10 protein-coding genes and 1 riboswitch are annotated in these 16070 nt (G+C 65.6%); of the genes, 5 read left to right on the top strand and 5 right to left on the bottom strand.

The features are described 5' to 3' along the window. Positions 1-26: 26 nt before the first annotated feature. A complete protein-coding gene (locus DPM35_RS04270; RefSeq protein ID WP_112126034.1) occupies positions 27-3431 on the bottom strand; it encodes an acyl-[ACP]--phospholipid O-acyltransferase in 3405 nt (1134 codons plus the stop codon). 539 nt (positions 3432-3970) lie between these two features. Between DPM35_RS04270 and DPM35_RS04265 the strand changes: the two genes are divergently transcribed. Genes DPM35_RS04265 through DPM35_RS04245 form a run of 5 tightly spaced genes read left to right on the top strand, consistent with a single transcriptional unit; the run spans position 3971 to position 11394 of the window. Further along, positions 3971-5371, top strand: a complete 1401-nt coding sequence (locus DPM35_RS04265; RefSeq protein WP_112126033.1) for an SWIM zinc finger family protein — start codon at positions 3971-3973, stop codon at positions 5369-5371. 29 nt (positions 5372-5400) lie between these two features. Beyond that, a complete protein-coding gene (locus tag DPM35_RS04260; RefSeq protein WP_245431420.1) occupies positions 5401-6828 on the top strand; it encodes a DUF5691 domain-containing protein in 1428 nt (475 codons plus the stop codon). Then, positions 6825-7904 (top strand): ATP-binding protein, encoded by a 1080-nt coding sequence (locus DPM35_RS04255; protein ID WP_112095179.1) that lies wholly within the window; start codon positions 6825-6827, stop codon positions 7902-7904. The genes DPM35_RS04260 and DPM35_RS04255 overlap by 4 nt, the downstream gene beginning before the upstream one ends. Positions 7905-7907: 3 nt before the next feature. Beyond that, positions 7908-10166, top strand: coding sequence for a DUF5682 family protein (locus DPM35_RS04250; RefSeq protein WP_112126031.1), 2259 nt, complete (start codon positions 7908-7910; stop codon positions 10164-10166). Next, positions 10159-11394 carry a VWA domain-containing protein gene (locus tag DPM35_RS04245; protein ID WP_112126030.1) on the top strand — a complete coding sequence of 412 codons (1236 nt, stop codon included), beginning with the start codon at positions 10159-10161 and terminating at the stop codon, positions 11392-11394. Before DPM35_RS04250 ends, DPM35_RS04245 begins: the two co-directional genes overlap by 8 nt. A 58-nt stretch (positions 11395-11452) precedes the next feature. On the opposite strand, the gene fba is transcribed toward DPM35_RS04245, so the two are convergent. The 4 genes from fba to mtnK form a co-directional block, all read right to left on the bottom strand. After that, on the bottom strand, positions 11453-12517 hold the full coding sequence (fba, locus tag DPM35_RS04240; protein ID WP_041005077.1) for a class II fructose-bisphosphate aldolase: 1065 nt from the start codon (positions 12515-12517) through the stop codon (positions 11453-11455). Between the two features lie 152 nt (positions 12518-12669). Then, positions 12670-13137, bottom strand: a complete 468-nt coding sequence (locus DPM35_RS04235; protein ID WP_112126029.1) for a 6,7-dimethyl-8-ribityllumazine synthase — start codon at positions 13135-13137, stop codon at positions 12670-12672. 79 nt (positions 13138-13216) lie between these two features. After that, a riboswitch (FMN riboswitch) is annotated at positions 13217-13363 on the bottom strand. Between the two features lie 302 nt (positions 13364-13665). Continuing rightward, positions 13666-14760, bottom strand: a complete 1095-nt coding sequence (gene mtnA / locus DPM35_RS04230; protein WP_112126028.1) for an S-methyl-5-thioribose-1-phosphate isomerase — start codon at positions 14758-14760, stop codon at positions 13666-13668. After that, a complete protein-coding gene (gene mtnK / locus DPM35_RS04225; RefSeq protein ID WP_112126027.1) occupies positions 14757-16025 on the bottom strand; it encodes an S-methyl-5-thioribose kinase in 1269 nt (422 codons plus the stop codon). Before mtnK ends, mtnA begins: the two co-directional genes overlap by 4 nt. Positions 16026-16070: the final 45 nt, after the last annotated feature.

Genomic DNA, 16070 nt, shown 5'->3' with positions numbered 1-16070 from the left:
GTCGCCGGCCTGTTCCTCTGTCCGGGTCAGGCGGCCTTGACCTTCAGTTCTTCTTCGCCGCGCACCATCCTGGCCACGCCGGCGAAGTCGAGCTTGCCGGAACCGAGCACCGGCACTTTCGGCACGACGCGCACCTCGGCCGGCACCATCAGGTCCATGGCGCCGTTCGCCTTGGCGAAGGCGAGGAAGTCCGCGCGGGTCGCGCCGGAAGCTTCCGTGATCAGGATCAGCTTCTCGCCCTTGCGCGCGTCCGGCACTGTGGCGACCGCGGACAGCGAGCCTTTCCACAGTTCGCCTGCCAGCGCCTCAACCGCCGCCAGCGAAATCATCTCGCCGCCGATCTTGGCAAAGCGCTTGGCGCGGCCGCGGATCGAGATGAAGCCGGCGTCGTCAACGGTGACGATGTCGCCGGTGTCATGCCAGCCGTCTTTCAGGGGCTCGATCACGCCGGGGTTCTCCGCGCGCAGATAGCCCGACATGACGTTCGGACCGCGCACGAAGAGCCGCCCGCCTTCCTCGACGCCGGGCACCGGGTCCAGGCGATATTCCATGCCGGGCATGATTTTGCCGACGCTGCCCGACTTGTTGTACATCGGCGTGTTGATGGCGATCACCGGGGCTGCTTCGGTCACGCCGTAGCCCTCGAGGATGCGCAGGCCGAACTTCTCCATATAGGTCGTGCGCGTCGCGGCCTTGACCGGCTCGGCGCCCGCGAAGCAGTAGCGCACCGAGCGGAAGTCATAGGGATGCGCGGTGCGCGCATAGCCGGCGAGGAACGTATCGGTGCCGAAAATGATCGTCGCGTTCGACCCGTAGATCAGTTCCGGCACGATGCGGTAGTGCAGCGGCGAGGGGTAGAAATAGACCGGCACGCCCGAGATCAGCGGCAGCACCGTTCCCGCCGTCATGCCGAAGGAGTGGAAGATCGGCAGCACGTTGAACACCTTGTCGCCCGAGTGGAAGTCGATGCGCGAGGCCGCCTGGGCGGCGTTGGCCAGGATGTTGCGGTGGGTCAGCACCACGCCCTTGGGCGTGCCTTCCGAGCCGGAGGTGAACAGGATCGCCGCCGGGTCGTCCGCCTTGCGCGCCACCCGCGGCGTCGTCTTGCGCAAGAGGCCAAGCAACTTGTCCTTGAGGCCGATCGTGGCGCGCAGGTCGTCGAGCCAGACGATGTCGACCGAGCGGCCGATTTCCTCCACCACCGGCCCGAGCTTCGCCTGCTCGACGAAGGCGCGGGAGGTGAGCACGGTCTTTACCTCGGCCGCCTTGCAGGCCGACAGGATGTTGGCCGCGCCGGCGGTGAAGTTGATCATCGCCGGCACCTTGCCCGCCGACATGACGCCGAGCAGCGTCGCGCAGGAGCCGTTGGCGTTGGGCAGCATGATGCCCAGCGTCTGCTGTCCGGCATACAGGTGCTCGAACTTCTCGCCGAGCACCGCGGCTGCGGTGAGCAGCTTGCCGTAGCTCAGCGAACCGGTGACCGGATCCTGCACGGCGAGTTCCTTCATGCCGCGCTCGTTAGCCGTCTCGATGATCTTCTGAAGCACCGTCTTGTCGATGTCCTGGGTACGGAAGACGAGGTCCGACATCACCTGGTAGAGCGCCGAGCCCGCCGCGGCGCGGCGCTGACGCCCCTTCAGTTCCTGGGCAACTTCGAGCTTCACCGGCTCCAAGATGGTCACCTTGACCTTCGGGAACAGGCGACGGCGCACATGCTGCGAGGAGAGCCGCGAGAAATAGCTCTTCTCCAGCCCCTCGATGCGCACCGGCACCACCATCGAGCCGGTCTTGTCGGCGACCATGGCGGCGCCGTCATAGACCTTCATCAGGCCGCCGGTGACGGTGATGCGTCCCTCCGGGAAGATGACCAGCGGATCGCCGCCCTGCACGATCTTGATCAGCGTGCGGGTCGACATCGGCTTCGCGGGATTGAGCGGCAGCGCCCGGGCGAGCTTCATGAACGGCTTCATCCACCAGGCCTGGGCGATCGTGTAGTCGATGGCGAAGACCGGCTCCTCGTCGGTCAGCGTCAGCGCCAGCGGACCATCGAGGAAGCTGACATGGTTGAGCGCCAGGATCGGCGCCTTGCCGGCCGCCTTGAGGTTGTCCAGCCCCTCGACCTCCAGCCGCAGGAAAGCGCGGAACAGGATCGAGACAAAGTCGCGGAACGGGTTGGTCGGCAGGAATTTCAGCATCAGCCAGGCGGCGACGGCGTTGGCGACGACGAGGCCGAACAGGATGCCTGCGATCGAGACGCCCGCCGCCTGGATGGCGGCGACAAGGATGCCGCCGACGGTCATGAAGCCGGCGTTGACGATGCTGACCGCCGCGACGACGCGGGCGCGGCGCGCTTCCGGCGACCAGGCCTGCACGGCGGCGAAGGTCGGCACGACAAGGAAGGCGGCGGCAATGGCCATGCCGGCGAGGTCGATGGCGACGCGGACGGTGTTGGGGCCGGCGAAGAAGGCCGACAGGCTGGCGGCTGTCGGCGAAGGCTGCATGCTGCCGATGGTCCAGGCCAGATGCAGGCCGAACAGCGCCATCAGCGCGGTGCCGACCGGCGCCGGCAGCAGGACCATGCGCCCTTGCGACATCCAGGCTGCGATGGCCGAGCCGATGGCGATCGAGACGGCGAACACCGCGAGATAGGCGGTGACCGCGATCTCGTTGCCGCCGAGCGAGTCCTTGATCATCGCCGGCAGGATCGAAAGCACGATGGCCCCGACCAGCCAGAACCACGAGGTCATCAGGCCGGCGCGCCAGATGCGCGTGTCGGTGCGCAGTTCGGCGACCTGCCGCCAAGTCGAGCGGAAGATGTTCCAGTCGATGGTGAGGTTGGGAGCCGCCGAACCGGTGGAAGGGATGTAACGGCTGACGAACCAGCAACCGACGGCCAGCGCCATCATGATCGGTCCGAACACCGAAACACCGATGCCGTCTGCGGAAACGACGCCGCCGGCAATCGTGCCGCCGAGGATCGCGGCGAAAGTGGCCGATTCGATCCAGGCATTGGCCTTGGGCAGTTCCTTGCGTTCGAGATGGTCCGGCAGGATGCCGTATTTGATCGGTCCGAACAGCGCCGAGATGATGCCGAACATCAAGAGCGCCGTCATCAGCACCGGGATCGAGGACAGCGCGATGCCGACGACGGCGACAGCGGCCGCGGCGATCTCGGTGAATTTCAGCCGGCGCGCGATCAGCGCCTTGTCGAAGCGGTCGGCGATCTCGCCGCCAAGCGCCGAAAGCAGCAGGAAGGGGGCCATGAAGATGGCGCCGGCCAGCGTCACCAGCGACGCCGCCTGGTCCTTCGCCAGCGTGAAGAGAATGAGGAACACCAGCGTGTTCTTCAGGAAATTGTCGTTGAAGGCCGAGAGGAATTGCGTCCAGAAGAGAGGCGCGAAGCGCCGCGACATCATCAGATGGGTGTTCATGGCAATTTCCATTGGGCAAGCCCGACTGGCAATCCGATTGGACTGAGCGGTGACTTACGCGGTTTGAGCCTTGTTTACCGGGAAGCGGTTAAACTTCGTTACTGCGATTTATTCCAATCCATTTGTTTCTTGCCCTTGGCGCCCCACATCTGTCGTCCGCGATCGGTCTGAAGGGCTTGCAGGCGCTGGAATATTTGCGGGCTTGGCTGTCGGTGAGCATCGATATGGTCCTTTCGTTTCAGGCTTAGGCTGCGTCGGCGTGGGCTTGTTTCAGGCCAGATACAATCCAGTGAACATTGTTCATGTTCGCAGCATAGCACATCGTGAACGGCGTTCAAGAAAAAAATGAACAGCGTTCACATATCGAATTGTTGGATGAGAACATGCTCATTGCGAGCTTCGCGCGACCCGGGGTTCAGGAGAACAACGGAACGTTAGACAAGCTCTCGATTTTGAGTCGACTGGAGCTACACCAGCCGGCCGCAAACGGCTATCAATCGTCGCGAAGTCATGCTTCGGGGTGGTGAGAGGCGCGCGGCTTGCAGCTGGATTTGAAAACAATCGAGGCTTTGGCCCCCGATCAGGCCTCGCTTGGCGCTGCCGCCAAGCTGACCAAGCGGTCCAACTGGCCCAGGCTTGAAGCGCATGAACAGCTGCCGCTGATCTGGGGCGAGTGCCAGGGCTCGGGCTCCAACCCTTACCGGGTCGCGTTCGACACTTCCGACCACGGCTATAAATGCACCTGTCCGTCGCGAAAATTTCCCTGCAAGCACATACTGGCGCTGACCTGGATCGGCGCTACCGCGCCGGCGAGCTTCGCGCGCGTCGACCAGACGCCTGACTGGGTCAATGACTGGCTCAGCCGACGCCGCAAGCCTGGGCAGCCGCCGGCCACGGGACCAGCTCGCGCGGAAGGCAAAAGCATCGACGAGGCATCGCGGCTGGAAGAGGCACCACCTGTTGAGGACGCTGCTGCCGCCGAACGCCGCGAGGCGGCGCAGCGCAAGCGAGCAGAGGACACGCGCAGCGCGGTCTCGGCCGCGCTCGACGAGCTCGACCAGTGGATTGCCGACCAGTTGCGGCTCGGCCTTGCCGGCTTTGTCGATGCCTCGAGCGAGCGCTGCCGCCGCATCGCCGCACGGCTGGTCGACCTGAAGGCGACGGCGCTGGCCGGGCGCGTCGACGAGTTGCCCGCGAAGCTGATGGCGCTGCGCGGCGAGGAGCGGCCGGACGCCGCGATCCGCGAGCTGGGCAAGCTGGTGCTGCTCGCCAAGGCCTGGCGCGCCGCGCCGGACGATGCCGAATTGAAACGCCTGGTCTCGACATCGGAGACGCGCGACCAGATCCTCGCCAACCCCGACGCCGTCCAGGTTGAGAGCGACTGGGAGGTGCTTGGCGAAAAGATCGAGGCCCGCCGCGACGGCCTCGTCAGCCACGCCACCTGGCTGCTCGACCTGAAAAGCACGACGCCGCGATTTGCCGTCCTGCTCGATTTCTTCCCCGCCTCGGCCGGGCGGCGCTCCGGCGCCTTCGCGGCGGGCGACCGCTTCAGGGCGAGGCTGGTGTTCTATCCGGCGCGCAATCCGCTGCGGGCGCTGGTCGCCGAACGGCTGGGGGACGTGGCGCCCGGCACATGGCCGACATTCGCCCCTGATGCAGCAGGCGATCCGCTGGCCGCCTGCGCCGCCTTCCAGGACGGTGCCCCATGGCTGTCCGACTGTCCCATCATCCTGCCGGCCGGTGCGATCGCGCTGGATGAAAAGGACGGTGCCTGGTGGCAGGCGGCAAGTGATCCGCACGGCATCGCCTTGCCTGTCGCCGGCTCCGTCCACCAGACGTTGCTCGGCATCGATCTCGCGGCGACCGCCGCACTCTGGAACGGCGCCAGGCTCGAGCTGCTGGCCTCGCAAAGCAGCATCGGGAGGCTCGATCTGTCATGAACGAGCTCGATCAGGCCGGACTGGCACGATTGCGCGACGGCTGGATTTCCGGCGGCGCCATGTTCGAATTCGCCCCGGTCGAGTGGAAAGAGGTAGCCACCGCTTCCAGCCCGGACGAGCAGGAGCGGCGGCTGTTGGCCATCGCCGCGCAGGCGCTGGATGTCGCGCTCCGCCCCGCGGCGCCGAAGACCTTGAAGCGGCGCCCGCCGCTGCCGGTGCTGGCCTTGCCGATGCTGCCGGAGCGGTTGCGACCGTTGCTGCGTGCCGCATTGAAATATGCGGCCGATGCGAGGCTCAAGACCCGCGTCGCCGCGCTCGTCGCCAGCCGCGGCTTCGTGCTGCATCCGATGGACTGGATGCCCAGTGTGTCGGATCAGGAAAGCCCGGACATCTACGCTCCCTGGGTCGACTGGCAGGCAGGCGCGGACAGCCAAAAGCAGTCGCGGCGCGAGGATTTGACGGCGGAAACCTGGGACGATTTCTACCCCGCCGCGCGCCGTAGCGCGCTGATCGATTTGCGGCGCTCCGCACCCGCATTGGCGCGGACCCTTATCGAGACAAAAGGGGCAAGCGAGCCCGCCGAGGTCAGGCTTGCGCTCGTCGAACTCATGCGTTTTGGCCTGGGGGCCGATGACGTGCCATTTCTGAAGAGCCTGTCCGCCGATCGCTCAGGCAAGGTGCGCGAAATGGCCGGCCGGCTGCTGGCGAGGTTGGGCGAACGGGGCAATCAAGCGGATGGCGGGTCGGAAGATTCGACAGCCGAACTCGCCGCTTTCATTGAGGAAGGCAAATCCGGCTTCATCCGCCGCCGCGCCACCTACGCGCCGATAAAACCCAAGTCACAGGCGCAACAAGCCCGTCGCGCCGACCTGTTCGCATCCTGCTATTTCGGCGATCTCGTCGTCCGCTTCGGCAGGACGGAGCCCGATTTCATCGGCGCATGGCAGTTCGGGGTCGATGACGGCGCCGATCTTTTTCTCGTTCGAATGGTTGCGGTGTCCGGCAGCGATGAGGCGGTGGCCTCTCTGGCGGATCTGCTTGCCGCAGCTGGCGGCAGGCTGGCGATTCTCGGCCTCCAACTCACGGCGCGTTTGGACAGCGGCAGGAAGCGTGTCCTGGTCAGGCAGATCCTGAATGATGCGCAAAATCTGGCCGCGCTCATCCTGGTCGAAGGCGCTGAAGCGGGCTGGCTGGAATGGAGCGACCTCGCAAAGGGCAAGACGCTTCCAGCGCTGCGTTCCGCCGTCTCGGGTGACAATGACGTCACGAGGCGAAACGCCGAGCAATATCTCGAAGCCGTCGGCTTTCTGGCCAGTCCGGTGTCGGCGGAAAAATTGATCGGCGAGGTCGTCGCCGCCGGCCTGCCGCCCGCATCCCCATCGCTTAGCCTGCTGCGCCTCAACGCGGCGCTGGCCGGAAACCCCAACCAGATGATCAACCCGGAGAAGATCGCATGAACGCAGCCATCCGCCTTCCGGCCGAACAGGTCTACGCCGCCGAACTGCAGGCGCTTGCGCGCGGCGACGACCGCCAGAAGCCTGCCGGCTGGAGCCTGTCGCCGAAAGCCGTGCTCACCTATCTGATGGGCGGCAAGGCGAGCGACGGCACGGTGATCTCGCCGAAATATGTCGGCCGCCGGCAATTGATGGAAACGGCGGTCGCCACGCTCGCGACGGACCGGGCGCTGCTCCTGCTCGGCGTTCCCGGAACCGCGAAATCCTGGGTCTCGGAACATCTCGCCGGCGCCATCATGGGCAATTCGACGCTGGTCGTGCAGTGCACCGCCGGCACGGACGAGAACCAGATCCGCTATGGCTGGAACTATGCCCAGCTGCTCGCCAAGGGCCCGAGCCAGGAAGCGCTGGTGCCGACGCCGCTCTATCGCGCCATGCAGGACGGCAAGCTTTGCCGGCTGGAAGAGCTGACGCGCATGGGCTCCGACGTGCAGGACACGCTGATCACCGTGCTGTCGGAAAAGATGATGCCGGTGCCGGAGCTGAACACCTCGATCTACGCGCAGCGCGGCTTCAACATCATCGCCACCGCCAACAACCGCGACAAGGGCGTCAACGAACTCTCCTCGGCGCTGAAGCGCCGCTTCAACGTCGTGGTGTTGCCTTTGCCGGACGACATGGCGGAGGAAGTCTCGATCGTCTCCCGGCGCGTCGGCGAGATGGCCGGCGGGCTGGACCTGCCGGTGCCGAAAAATGTCGGCGAGGAGATCGCGCGGGTGCTCACCATCTTCCGCGAGCTGCGTTCGGGCGCCACTGCCGACGGCAAGGTGACGCTGAAGACGCCGTCGGGCTCGCTCTCCACCGCCGAGGCGATCGCCACCATGGTCAGCGGCCTCAGCCAGGCGGCATGGTTCGACGACGGCAAGCTCCACGCCGAAGGGCTGGCGCCAAGCTTGGTCGGCGCCATCGTCAAGGACCCGGTTCAGGACAAGGTGGTGCTGGAGGAATATCTGGAGACGGTGCTGAAGAAGCGTCCGGATTATGCCGGCTATTATGCGGCGCTCAACGCGGCCATCTGAACCATGACGCAAGGCGGCATCAGCTATTTCGGCATTCGCCACCATGGCCCGGGCTCCGCTGGGAGCCTGGTCAAGGCGTTGCAGGAATTGCAGCCGGTCGCCGTGCTGATCGAGGGGCCGGTGGATGCCTCGCCGCTGTTGCCGCTGCTCGCCAGCCCCGACATGAAGCCGCCGGTGGCGCTGCTCTGCTATCCGGAGGACGACCCCGCCGCGACCAGCTTCTGGCCTTTCGCCGAATTCTCGCCGGAATATCAGGCAGCACTTTGGGCCGTCGCCAACAAGGCGGCGCTGCGCTTCATCGACCTGCCGTCGGCCGCGCGGCTTGCGGAGAAGGCGCCTGAAGGGGCAGCGGACACCGAAGCAGCCGAGGCGGACGTCACGGACGAGCAGGGCGAAGAACCCACGCGCATCCAGGATCCGATCGGCACGCTGGCACAAGCCGCCGGCTATGAGGACGGCGAGAGCTGGTGGTCGGATATCATCGAGCAGAACCCCGAACCCGGCCCGATCTTCGCGGCCATCGCCGACGCGATGACGACGCTGCGCGAGGGCGAGGGCGCGATCGCCAAGTTCGAGGCCATGCGCGAGGCGCATATGCGGTTGGAGATCGCCGCCGCGCGGAAGGAATTCGACGGGCCGCTGGCTGTCGTCTGCGGCGCCTGGCATGTGCCGGCCCTTCAAACGGCGCATACGCAAAAGAGCGACCAGGCGCTGCTCAAGGGCATCGGCCGGCGCAAGACCACGATGACCTATGCGCCGTGGACGGGGCCGCGCCTGGCACTGGGCTATGGCTATGGCGCCGGCGTCGTCGCGCCCGGCTGGTGCAAGCATCTGTGGCAGACGCACGGGCAGGGCGACGCCTCGGTCCTGTGGCTGGCGCGCATCGCCACGGTGCTTCGCGCCAAGGGCCACATGATTTCGACCGCATCGCTGATCGAGGCGGAGCGTCTGGCGCGCGCGCTAGCCGCAATCCGCGAACGGCCGAAGCCGGGCTTCGAGGAACTGCGTGACGCTTCGATTTCGGCCCTCTTCAACGGCGAGGCCCTGCTGTGGAAGATGGTCGAGGCCGAGCTGCTCCTTGGCGCCGATGTCGGCGAGATCCCGCCCGACACGCCGCTCGCGCCGCTGATCGACGATCTGCAGCGCAACCAGAAGGCGGCGCGGCTCAAGCCCGAGGCGCTGGAGCGGGAACTTTCCGTCGACTTGCGCAGCGACAGCGGTCTCTTCCGCTCGACCTTGCTGCATCGGCTGAACGTGCTCGGCGTCAATTGGGGCAGGCTGACGGATGTCGGGCGCAGCCGCGGCACATTTCGCGAGCGTTGGATGCTCGCCTGGCAGCCGGAATATGCGGTGCGCCTGGTCGAGAACCTGGTCTATGGCCCGACCATTGAGAAGGCCGCCAATGGCCGGCTGATCCAGATGATCGGCGCCGCCGCGACGCTCGATGCTTTGGCCACGCTGGTGCAGAGCGCGATTACCGCCGCCCTGAGCGAGGCATCCGCCGCCGGTCTTGCGGCGCTCGAGGAAAAGGCGGCGCACAGCAGCGAGTGCCTGGAGTTGTTGGCCTCGGTGCCGCCGCTGGCCGACATCATCCGCTACGGCGAAGCGCGCAAGACCGAGACGGAACGGCTCGCCGGCCTGCTGGAGCGGCTGATCATCGAAGGCTCCATCGCGCTGCCTTACGCGGCGCGCGATCTCGATGCGCAGGCCGCCGCCGCGCTGATGGCGGCGCTGCGCAAGGCCGACGAGGCGATCAAGCTGGTCGAACCGGATGAGCATGTCCTCGAAGCCTGGCGCCACGGGTTGGCGGCCGTGCTCGATTCCTCACGCTCGACGGCGCTCGTCGCCGGCTGCGCAGCGCATCTTCTCTACGAAGCAGGGCGGCTCTCAGCCGATGAGACCGCCGATCTCCTGGCAAGGCGCCTGTCGCCGGGAACGCCCGTGATCGATGCCGCCGCCTTCTTCGAAGGTTTCTTCAGCGGCGCCGGCCAGCGGCTGATCTATGACGAGGGCTTGCGTGGCGCGGTCGATGCCTGGTTGGCCTCGCTGGACGAGGAGGCTTTCGTGGCGCATCTGCCATTGCTGCGCCGCGTCTTTTCCAACCTCGACAGCATGGAGCGCCGCCGCCTGATCGAAGCCGTGCTTGGCAAAAGAGCGAGCCTGCCCGCCGGCCTGACGTCGGCGCCGGATGGTGGCGCGGCATGGAACAGGCATTTTGGTCTTCTCGCAAAGCTGCTGGCAGGGGAGGCCAATCATGGCTGACGAAACGACCGGGTTGGATCTCGAACCGGCAACGGACAATCGCGAGCGTCGCTGGCGGCTGGCGATCGGGGCTGACGACGAGACATCGTCGGCGCTGTCGGCCGAGGACCGAAAACTGTCGGCGGCGCTCGATGCGCTTTATGGCGACGGCAGCGGCGACACCGCCGGCGATGCGCGCAAGCGGCGCGGCGGGCTCGGCCGCTCGGCGCCCCGCGTAGCGCAATGGATGGGTGACATCCGCTCCTTCTTCCCCGAGCAGGTCGTCCAGGTCGTGCAGAAGGATGCCTTCGAGCGGCTCAACCTGAAGCAGATGCTGATGGAGCCCGAGTTCCTCAAGGCGATCGAGGCCGACGTCAATCTCGTCGCCGACCTCGTCTCGCTGCGCTCGGCGATGCCGGACAAGACCAAGGACATCGCCAGGTCCATCATTTCCGACATCGTCGCCAAGCTGATGCAGCGCTTGGAGCAGAAGACCGCCGAAGCGATCCGCGGCGCGCTCGATAAGTCGCGGCGCACCAACCGGCCGCGCCAGCGCGATATCGACTGGCCGCGCACCATCACAGCCAACCTTCGCCACTACCAGCCGGACCATAAGACCGTCGTGCCGGAAAAGCTGGTCGGCTTCATGCGTCGTCAGCGCCGACTGGTTGACCTCGACGAGGTGACGCTCTGCGTCGACCAGTCCGGCTCGATGGCAAGCTCGGTCATCTACGCCTCGATCTTCGCCGCCGTGATGGCCTCGCTGCCGGTGGTGCGGACCAAGCTGGTTTGCTTCGACACGGCGATCGTCGATCTGACTGAAGAACTCAGCGATCCGGTCGAGGTGCTGTTCGGCGTCCAGCTCGGCGGCGGCACCGACATCAACCAGGCGGTCGCCTATTGCGCCGAGCGCATCGAGCGGCCAACCAAGGCGCATTTCGTTCTGATCACCGATCTCTACGAAGGCGGCAACGGCAAGGAGCTCCTGCAAAGGCTGGCGGCACTTGTCCGGTCGGGCGTCAACGTCGTCGTGCTCCTGGCGCTCACCGATCAGGGCCGTCCCGGCTACGATCCGTCGATGGCCGGGTCGGTCGCCGCACTCGGCATCCCGGTCTTTGCCTGCACGCCCGACCATTTCCCCGACATGATGGCGGCGGCGCTGCGCCGCGAGGATATCGGCGCCTGGGCGGCGGGCGCCGATATCAAGCTTATCCGCGCTGACGCTGAAACGCCCAACGCCGCCGAATAGCCCTCGGCGGCGTTCGCTTTTTCCGTGACCTGATTGTGACAGGTCGTGCGGATGCTGCTCAGCCGAATTTCGGATCTAGGCTGCCCGACTTGTAGCGCTTGGCCATGTCCGCCAACGGGATCGGCTTGATCTTCGGCGCGTTGCCGGCGGTGCCGAACTGCTCGAAGCGCTCCTTGCAGAGCTTCTTCATGGCAGCCATCGCCGGCGTCAGGTATTTGCGCGGATCGAACTCCGACGGGTTCTCGGTCAGCACCTTGCGGATCGCGCCGGTCAGCGCCATGCGGTTGTCTGTGTCGATGTTGATCTTGCGCACACCATGCTTGATGCCGCGCTGGATCTCTTCCACCGGCACGCCCCAGGTCGGCTTCATCTGGCCGCCATATTTGTTGATGATCTCCTGCAACTCCTCCGGCACCGAGGACGAGCCATGCATGACCAGATGCATGTTGGGCAGGCGGCGATGGATCTCCTCGATTACGTTCATCGCCAGCACCGCGCCGTCCGGCTTGCGCGAGAACTTGTAGGCGCCGTGGCTGGTGCCCATGGCCACCGCCAGCGCGTCGACATGCGTGTCGCGCACGAACTGCTCAGCCTGCACCGGGTCGGTCAGCAACTGGTCGTGGCTGATCGCGCCTTCGACGCCGTGGCCGTCTTCCTGCTCGCCGCCGCCGCTCTCCAGGGAGCCCAGCACGCCGATCTCGCCTTCCACCGAGACACCACCCCAATGCGCCATGTCGACGACACGCCGGGTGATGCCGGAATTGTAGGCGTAGTCGGCCGGCGACTTGCCGTCCTCCTTCAGCGAGCCGTCCATCATCACCGAGGTGAAGCCGTACTGGATCGCGGTGACGCAAGTGGCTTCGTTGTTGCCGTGGTCGAGATGCATGCAGACCGGAATATCGGGATGGATCTCGACCAGCGCGTCGATCAGCTTGGCCAGCACCACGTCATTTGCATAGGCACGCGCGCCGCGGCTGGCCTGAAGGATGACCGGCGACTTGGTCTCCTCGGCCGCCTCCATGATGGCGAGGCCTTGTTCCATATTGTTCATGTTGAAGGCAGGTACGCCATAGCCGTGTTCGGCGGCATGGTCGAGCAATTGTCTCAGTGTGATGCGAGCCAACGAATAGTCTCCCGTATCTGGTTCGAGCCCGTTTGAAATGGCCGCCCGGCGTCGGGCGGCCCCGTTGCTTCTGGCTGGATTTCCGACGCACCGCAACCACTCTCGTTGCGGTCCTGAAATCCAAATCGGTTTAGTTCTGGTGCACCGGTTGCTCAGGCGGCGATCTTTGCACGCGCGGCGAGGATCTCGACGCAAGCCTTCGCGGCTTCCTTGCCCTTCACGATGAAATGCTCGTGGAAGAAGCGGTGGTGCTCGGCACTCTCATGATAATTGTGCGGCGTGAGCACCGCCGACAGCACCGGCACGCCCGTCGCAAGCTGCACATTCATCATGCCGTCGACGACGGCGCTCGCCACGAAGTCGTGGCGATAGATGCCGCCATTGACGACGAAGGCGGTACCGAGGATCGCGGCGTAGCGGCCTGTCTCGGCGAGGGTCTTGGCGTGCAGCGGGATCTCATAGGCTCCCGGCACGTCGAAGACCTCGACGGCAAAGCCGCCAAGGGCGGCAAGCTCTGCCTCGAACGCCGCCACGCACTGGTCGACGATATCGGCATGCCAACGCGCGCGGATGACGGCGACGCGAAGGGCAGTATGGTCTTTGGGGAAATGCTGATTCATGGGTCCTTCCTTCCGTTTCGAACCAGAATCAGGACGCACGACGCAAAAAACCGGCCCGCGCGAGCGGACCGTCTTTAGCGATCGTTCTCTTCCATCCGGACTTTAACCGTCGGCCCCGGAATCGCACCGGATCTGCTGACCCTTCCGTTTACGCGAAAGGCGCTCGCGGGCTTGAGCCGAGGCTCTTACCGCCGGTGGGGACTTTCACCCCGCCCTGAGAACATTAACGCAGGTTTTATGGGAGAGGAGGACGACGCTGTCAATTGGCGTCTAGCCAATCTCTCCCTTGTTGGGGATGCCCGGCAGGGTAGAGGGGGCGCTGTCCCGCCGACGTAGCTAACCTTGGGTTCCTCGCCCCGCCAGAGGCCGGGAGAGGTTTCCGCGAAGCGGACGGAGAGGGGCCTTCGTAGGGCGCTCCCCTCTCCGTCTCGGCTTCGCCGAGCCACCTCTCCCCACTTGCGTGGGGCGAGGAACCTTGATCCTGCAGCGCCGCGATCCTCTGCGCCCCCCACGAGGGGGGGAGATCAGCTACCCCCGCTCCGGAAACATCGCCTTCAGCCCCTCGCGCGAGGCCTTTGCCACGCCGCGCTCAGTGATCAGCCCGGTCACCAGCCGTGCAGGCGTCACATCGAAGGCCGGGTTCGCCGCCGGCGTCTGATCCGGCGACACCCGCACCTGCGCGATCTTGCCGTCGGCCGTCTTGCCCCAAACCAGCGAAACCTCGTCGCCCGAGCGCTCCTCGATCGGGATTTCCGCAAGTCCGTCGGCGACGGTCCAGTCGATGGTGGGCGAGGGGAGCGCGACATAGAAGGGCACGTCATTGTCCGCGGCGGCCAGCGCCTTCAGATAAGTGCCGATCTTGTTGCAGACGTCGCCATTGGCGGTGGTGCGGTCAGTGCCGACGATCACCATGTCGATGTCGCCATGCTGCATCAGATGGCCGCCGGCATTGTCGACGATCAGCGTATGCGGCACGCCGTGCCCGGCCATCTCCCAGGCGGTCAACTGGGCGCCCTGGTTGCGCGGCCTGGTTTCGTCGACATAGACATGCACTGGAATGCCGGCCTCCGTCGCGAGGTAAATGGGGGCGGTCGCGGTGCCGTAGTCGACCGTCGCGAGCCAGCCGGCATTGCAATGGGTGAGGATGTTGACGGTTTCGCCGGGCTTCTTCTTCGCCGCTATCTCTCTGATGATGGCAAGCCCATTCTCGCCGATGGCGCGGTTCAACCCGACATCCTCGTCGGCGATCTCGGCGGCCCGCTTGTAGGCAGCCTCCGCGCGTTCCTTCGACGCGAGCGGCTTCAGGTGCCGCCGCATCTCGTCCAGCGCCCAGCGCAGGTTGATCGCCGTCGGCCGCGTCTTGTTGAGCGTCTCCCACACTGCGTCGAGCGCTTCGTCCGACGGATCGTCCATCATCTGGATGGCGACGCCATAGGCGGCGGTGACGCCGATCAGCGGCGCGCCGCGCACCCACATGTCGCGGATCGCGGTGGCGATGCCGCCGACAGTTCCGATCTTTTCGATGCGGAACTCATGCGGCAGCCAGCGCTGGTCGATGATCTCGACCGACCGCTTGTCGTCGCTGAGCCAGATGGTGCGGTAGTGGCGTTCGCCGACGTTCAAATTCTGTTCTCCTGTTCGATCAGCGCGGCCAGATTGTTGACCTCGTCGATGCTGTGGATCTGCCGCCGGTTGACGGCGATGTGGCGGCCGAAGCGCAAAGCCTTGGCCTCACATCTGGCGCGCAGGTCTTGATCGGCAATGGTCTCGAAATCGGCATTGTGGGCCAGCCCAAGGATGCGCCGGTGCACCTCGATGCCGGCAAAGCCGAGCAGGTCGGTCCAGATGGAATGCAGCATGTGGTCGAGCGCCTGCTCAGCGCCCAGCCTGTCGCCCTGATCCTCGAACAGGCTCCGCTGGTAAAGCATGCCGGTGCGTTCGGTGCGCCACAGATGCGAGAACTCGGCGCGGAAGGTCGCCCAGGTCTCGGCCGTGACGCCGAGCAGATAGGCGCGCATCGAGTCGCGGCTGCCGTTTTCCTCATGGCCGCGTTGCGAGAAGAAGGCCATCCAGAAATTGGCGAGCAGCATGCCGACATCGAAGGCGATCGGACCGTAGAAGGCGAACTCCGGATCGATCATCCGGGTCTCTGTGTCGGTGACCATGATCGAGCCCGAATGCAGGTCGCCATGCAGCATGGTCTCGGCATTGGCGGCAAAGAGATGTTTCAGCCGCTGCGCCTCGACCTTGAGGTCGCGATCGGCGCGCAGTTCGGCGACCAGACCGTCGAGCTGCGGGCTGGTGTGCCGATTCATCTTGGCGTCGAAATACGGATCGGAGAACACCAGGTTCTCGGTGATGTCGCAAAGCTCGACATTGTCGGCGAACAGCGCCAGGTCGGCCTTCCGCTCTCTTGCCATCATCGACAGGTCGGAGCCACGGAACAGCGTGCGGGCCATGAACAGGCCGATCTCGCGCGCGATGTTCGGCAATTCGCGGCCGTCGATCAGCGCGCGCCTGAGAATGACGTGCGGCGGCGCCAGATATTCCATGACGATCAGCGCCTGGGTTTCGTCGAAATGGTAGATCGCCGGCACCGAGCCGGGCGCGCGGCGCTCTTGCCTGGTCAGCGCATGATATTCGAAGAAGGAGCGCTTGAGCGGCAGCGGCCAGCTGTCGCCGACCAGCCGCACATAGGGCAGCGCCTGCTTGACCACCGCGGCGCCCTGGTCGCCCTCGACGATAAACACGAGGTTGAGATTGCCGTCGCCGACCTCGCGTACTTTCCAGCGGCTGGCATCCTTGCCGATGCGCTCGGTCAGCGCCGCGGTTCCGCCAAGGCGCTTCGGCAGCGTCTCAACCGACAATGCTTCGAACTTTCCAGTCATGCTCTCCCCTCCTGCGCGTGGTTTCCGACGATAGCGGAGCCACGG

The organism is Mesorhizobium atlanticum (assembly GCF_003289965.1).
Classification (GTDB): Bacteria; Pseudomonadota; Alphaproteobacteria; order Rhizobiales; family Rhizobiaceae; genus Mesorhizobium; species Mesorhizobium atlanticum.
Note: the sequence above shows the minus strand (reverse complement) of the source record. Positions and strands in the feature narration are given on the sequence as shown.

What these genes read in the sequence shown, in the direction of transcription:
- DPM35_RS04270 (WP_112126034.1), bottom strand. Translation starts at nt 3,431, where the DNA reads ATGAACACCCATCTGATGATGTCGCGGCGCTTCGCGCCTCTCTTCTGG.
- DPM35_RS04255 (WP_112095179.1), top strand. Translation starts at nt 6,825, where the DNA reads ATGAACGCAGCCATCCGCCTTCCGGCCGAACAGGTCTACGCCGCCGAA.
- DPM35_RS04250 (WP_112126031.1), top strand. Translation starts at nt 7,908, where the DNA reads ATGACGCAAGGCGGCATCAGCTATTTCGGCATTCGCCACCATGGCCCG.
- DPM35_RS04245 (WP_112126030.1), top strand. Translation starts at nt 10,159, where the DNA reads ATGGCTGACGAAACGACCGGGTTGGATCTCGAACCGGCAACGGACAAT.
- DPM35_RS04235 (WP_112126029.1), bottom strand. Translation starts at nt 13,137, where the DNA reads ATGAATCAGCATTTCCCCAAAGACCATACTGCCCTTCGCGTCGCCGTC.
- mtnK (WP_112126027.1), bottom strand. Translation starts at nt 16,025, where the DNA reads ATGACTGGAAAGTTCGAAGCATTGTCGGTTGAGACGCTGCCGAAGCGC.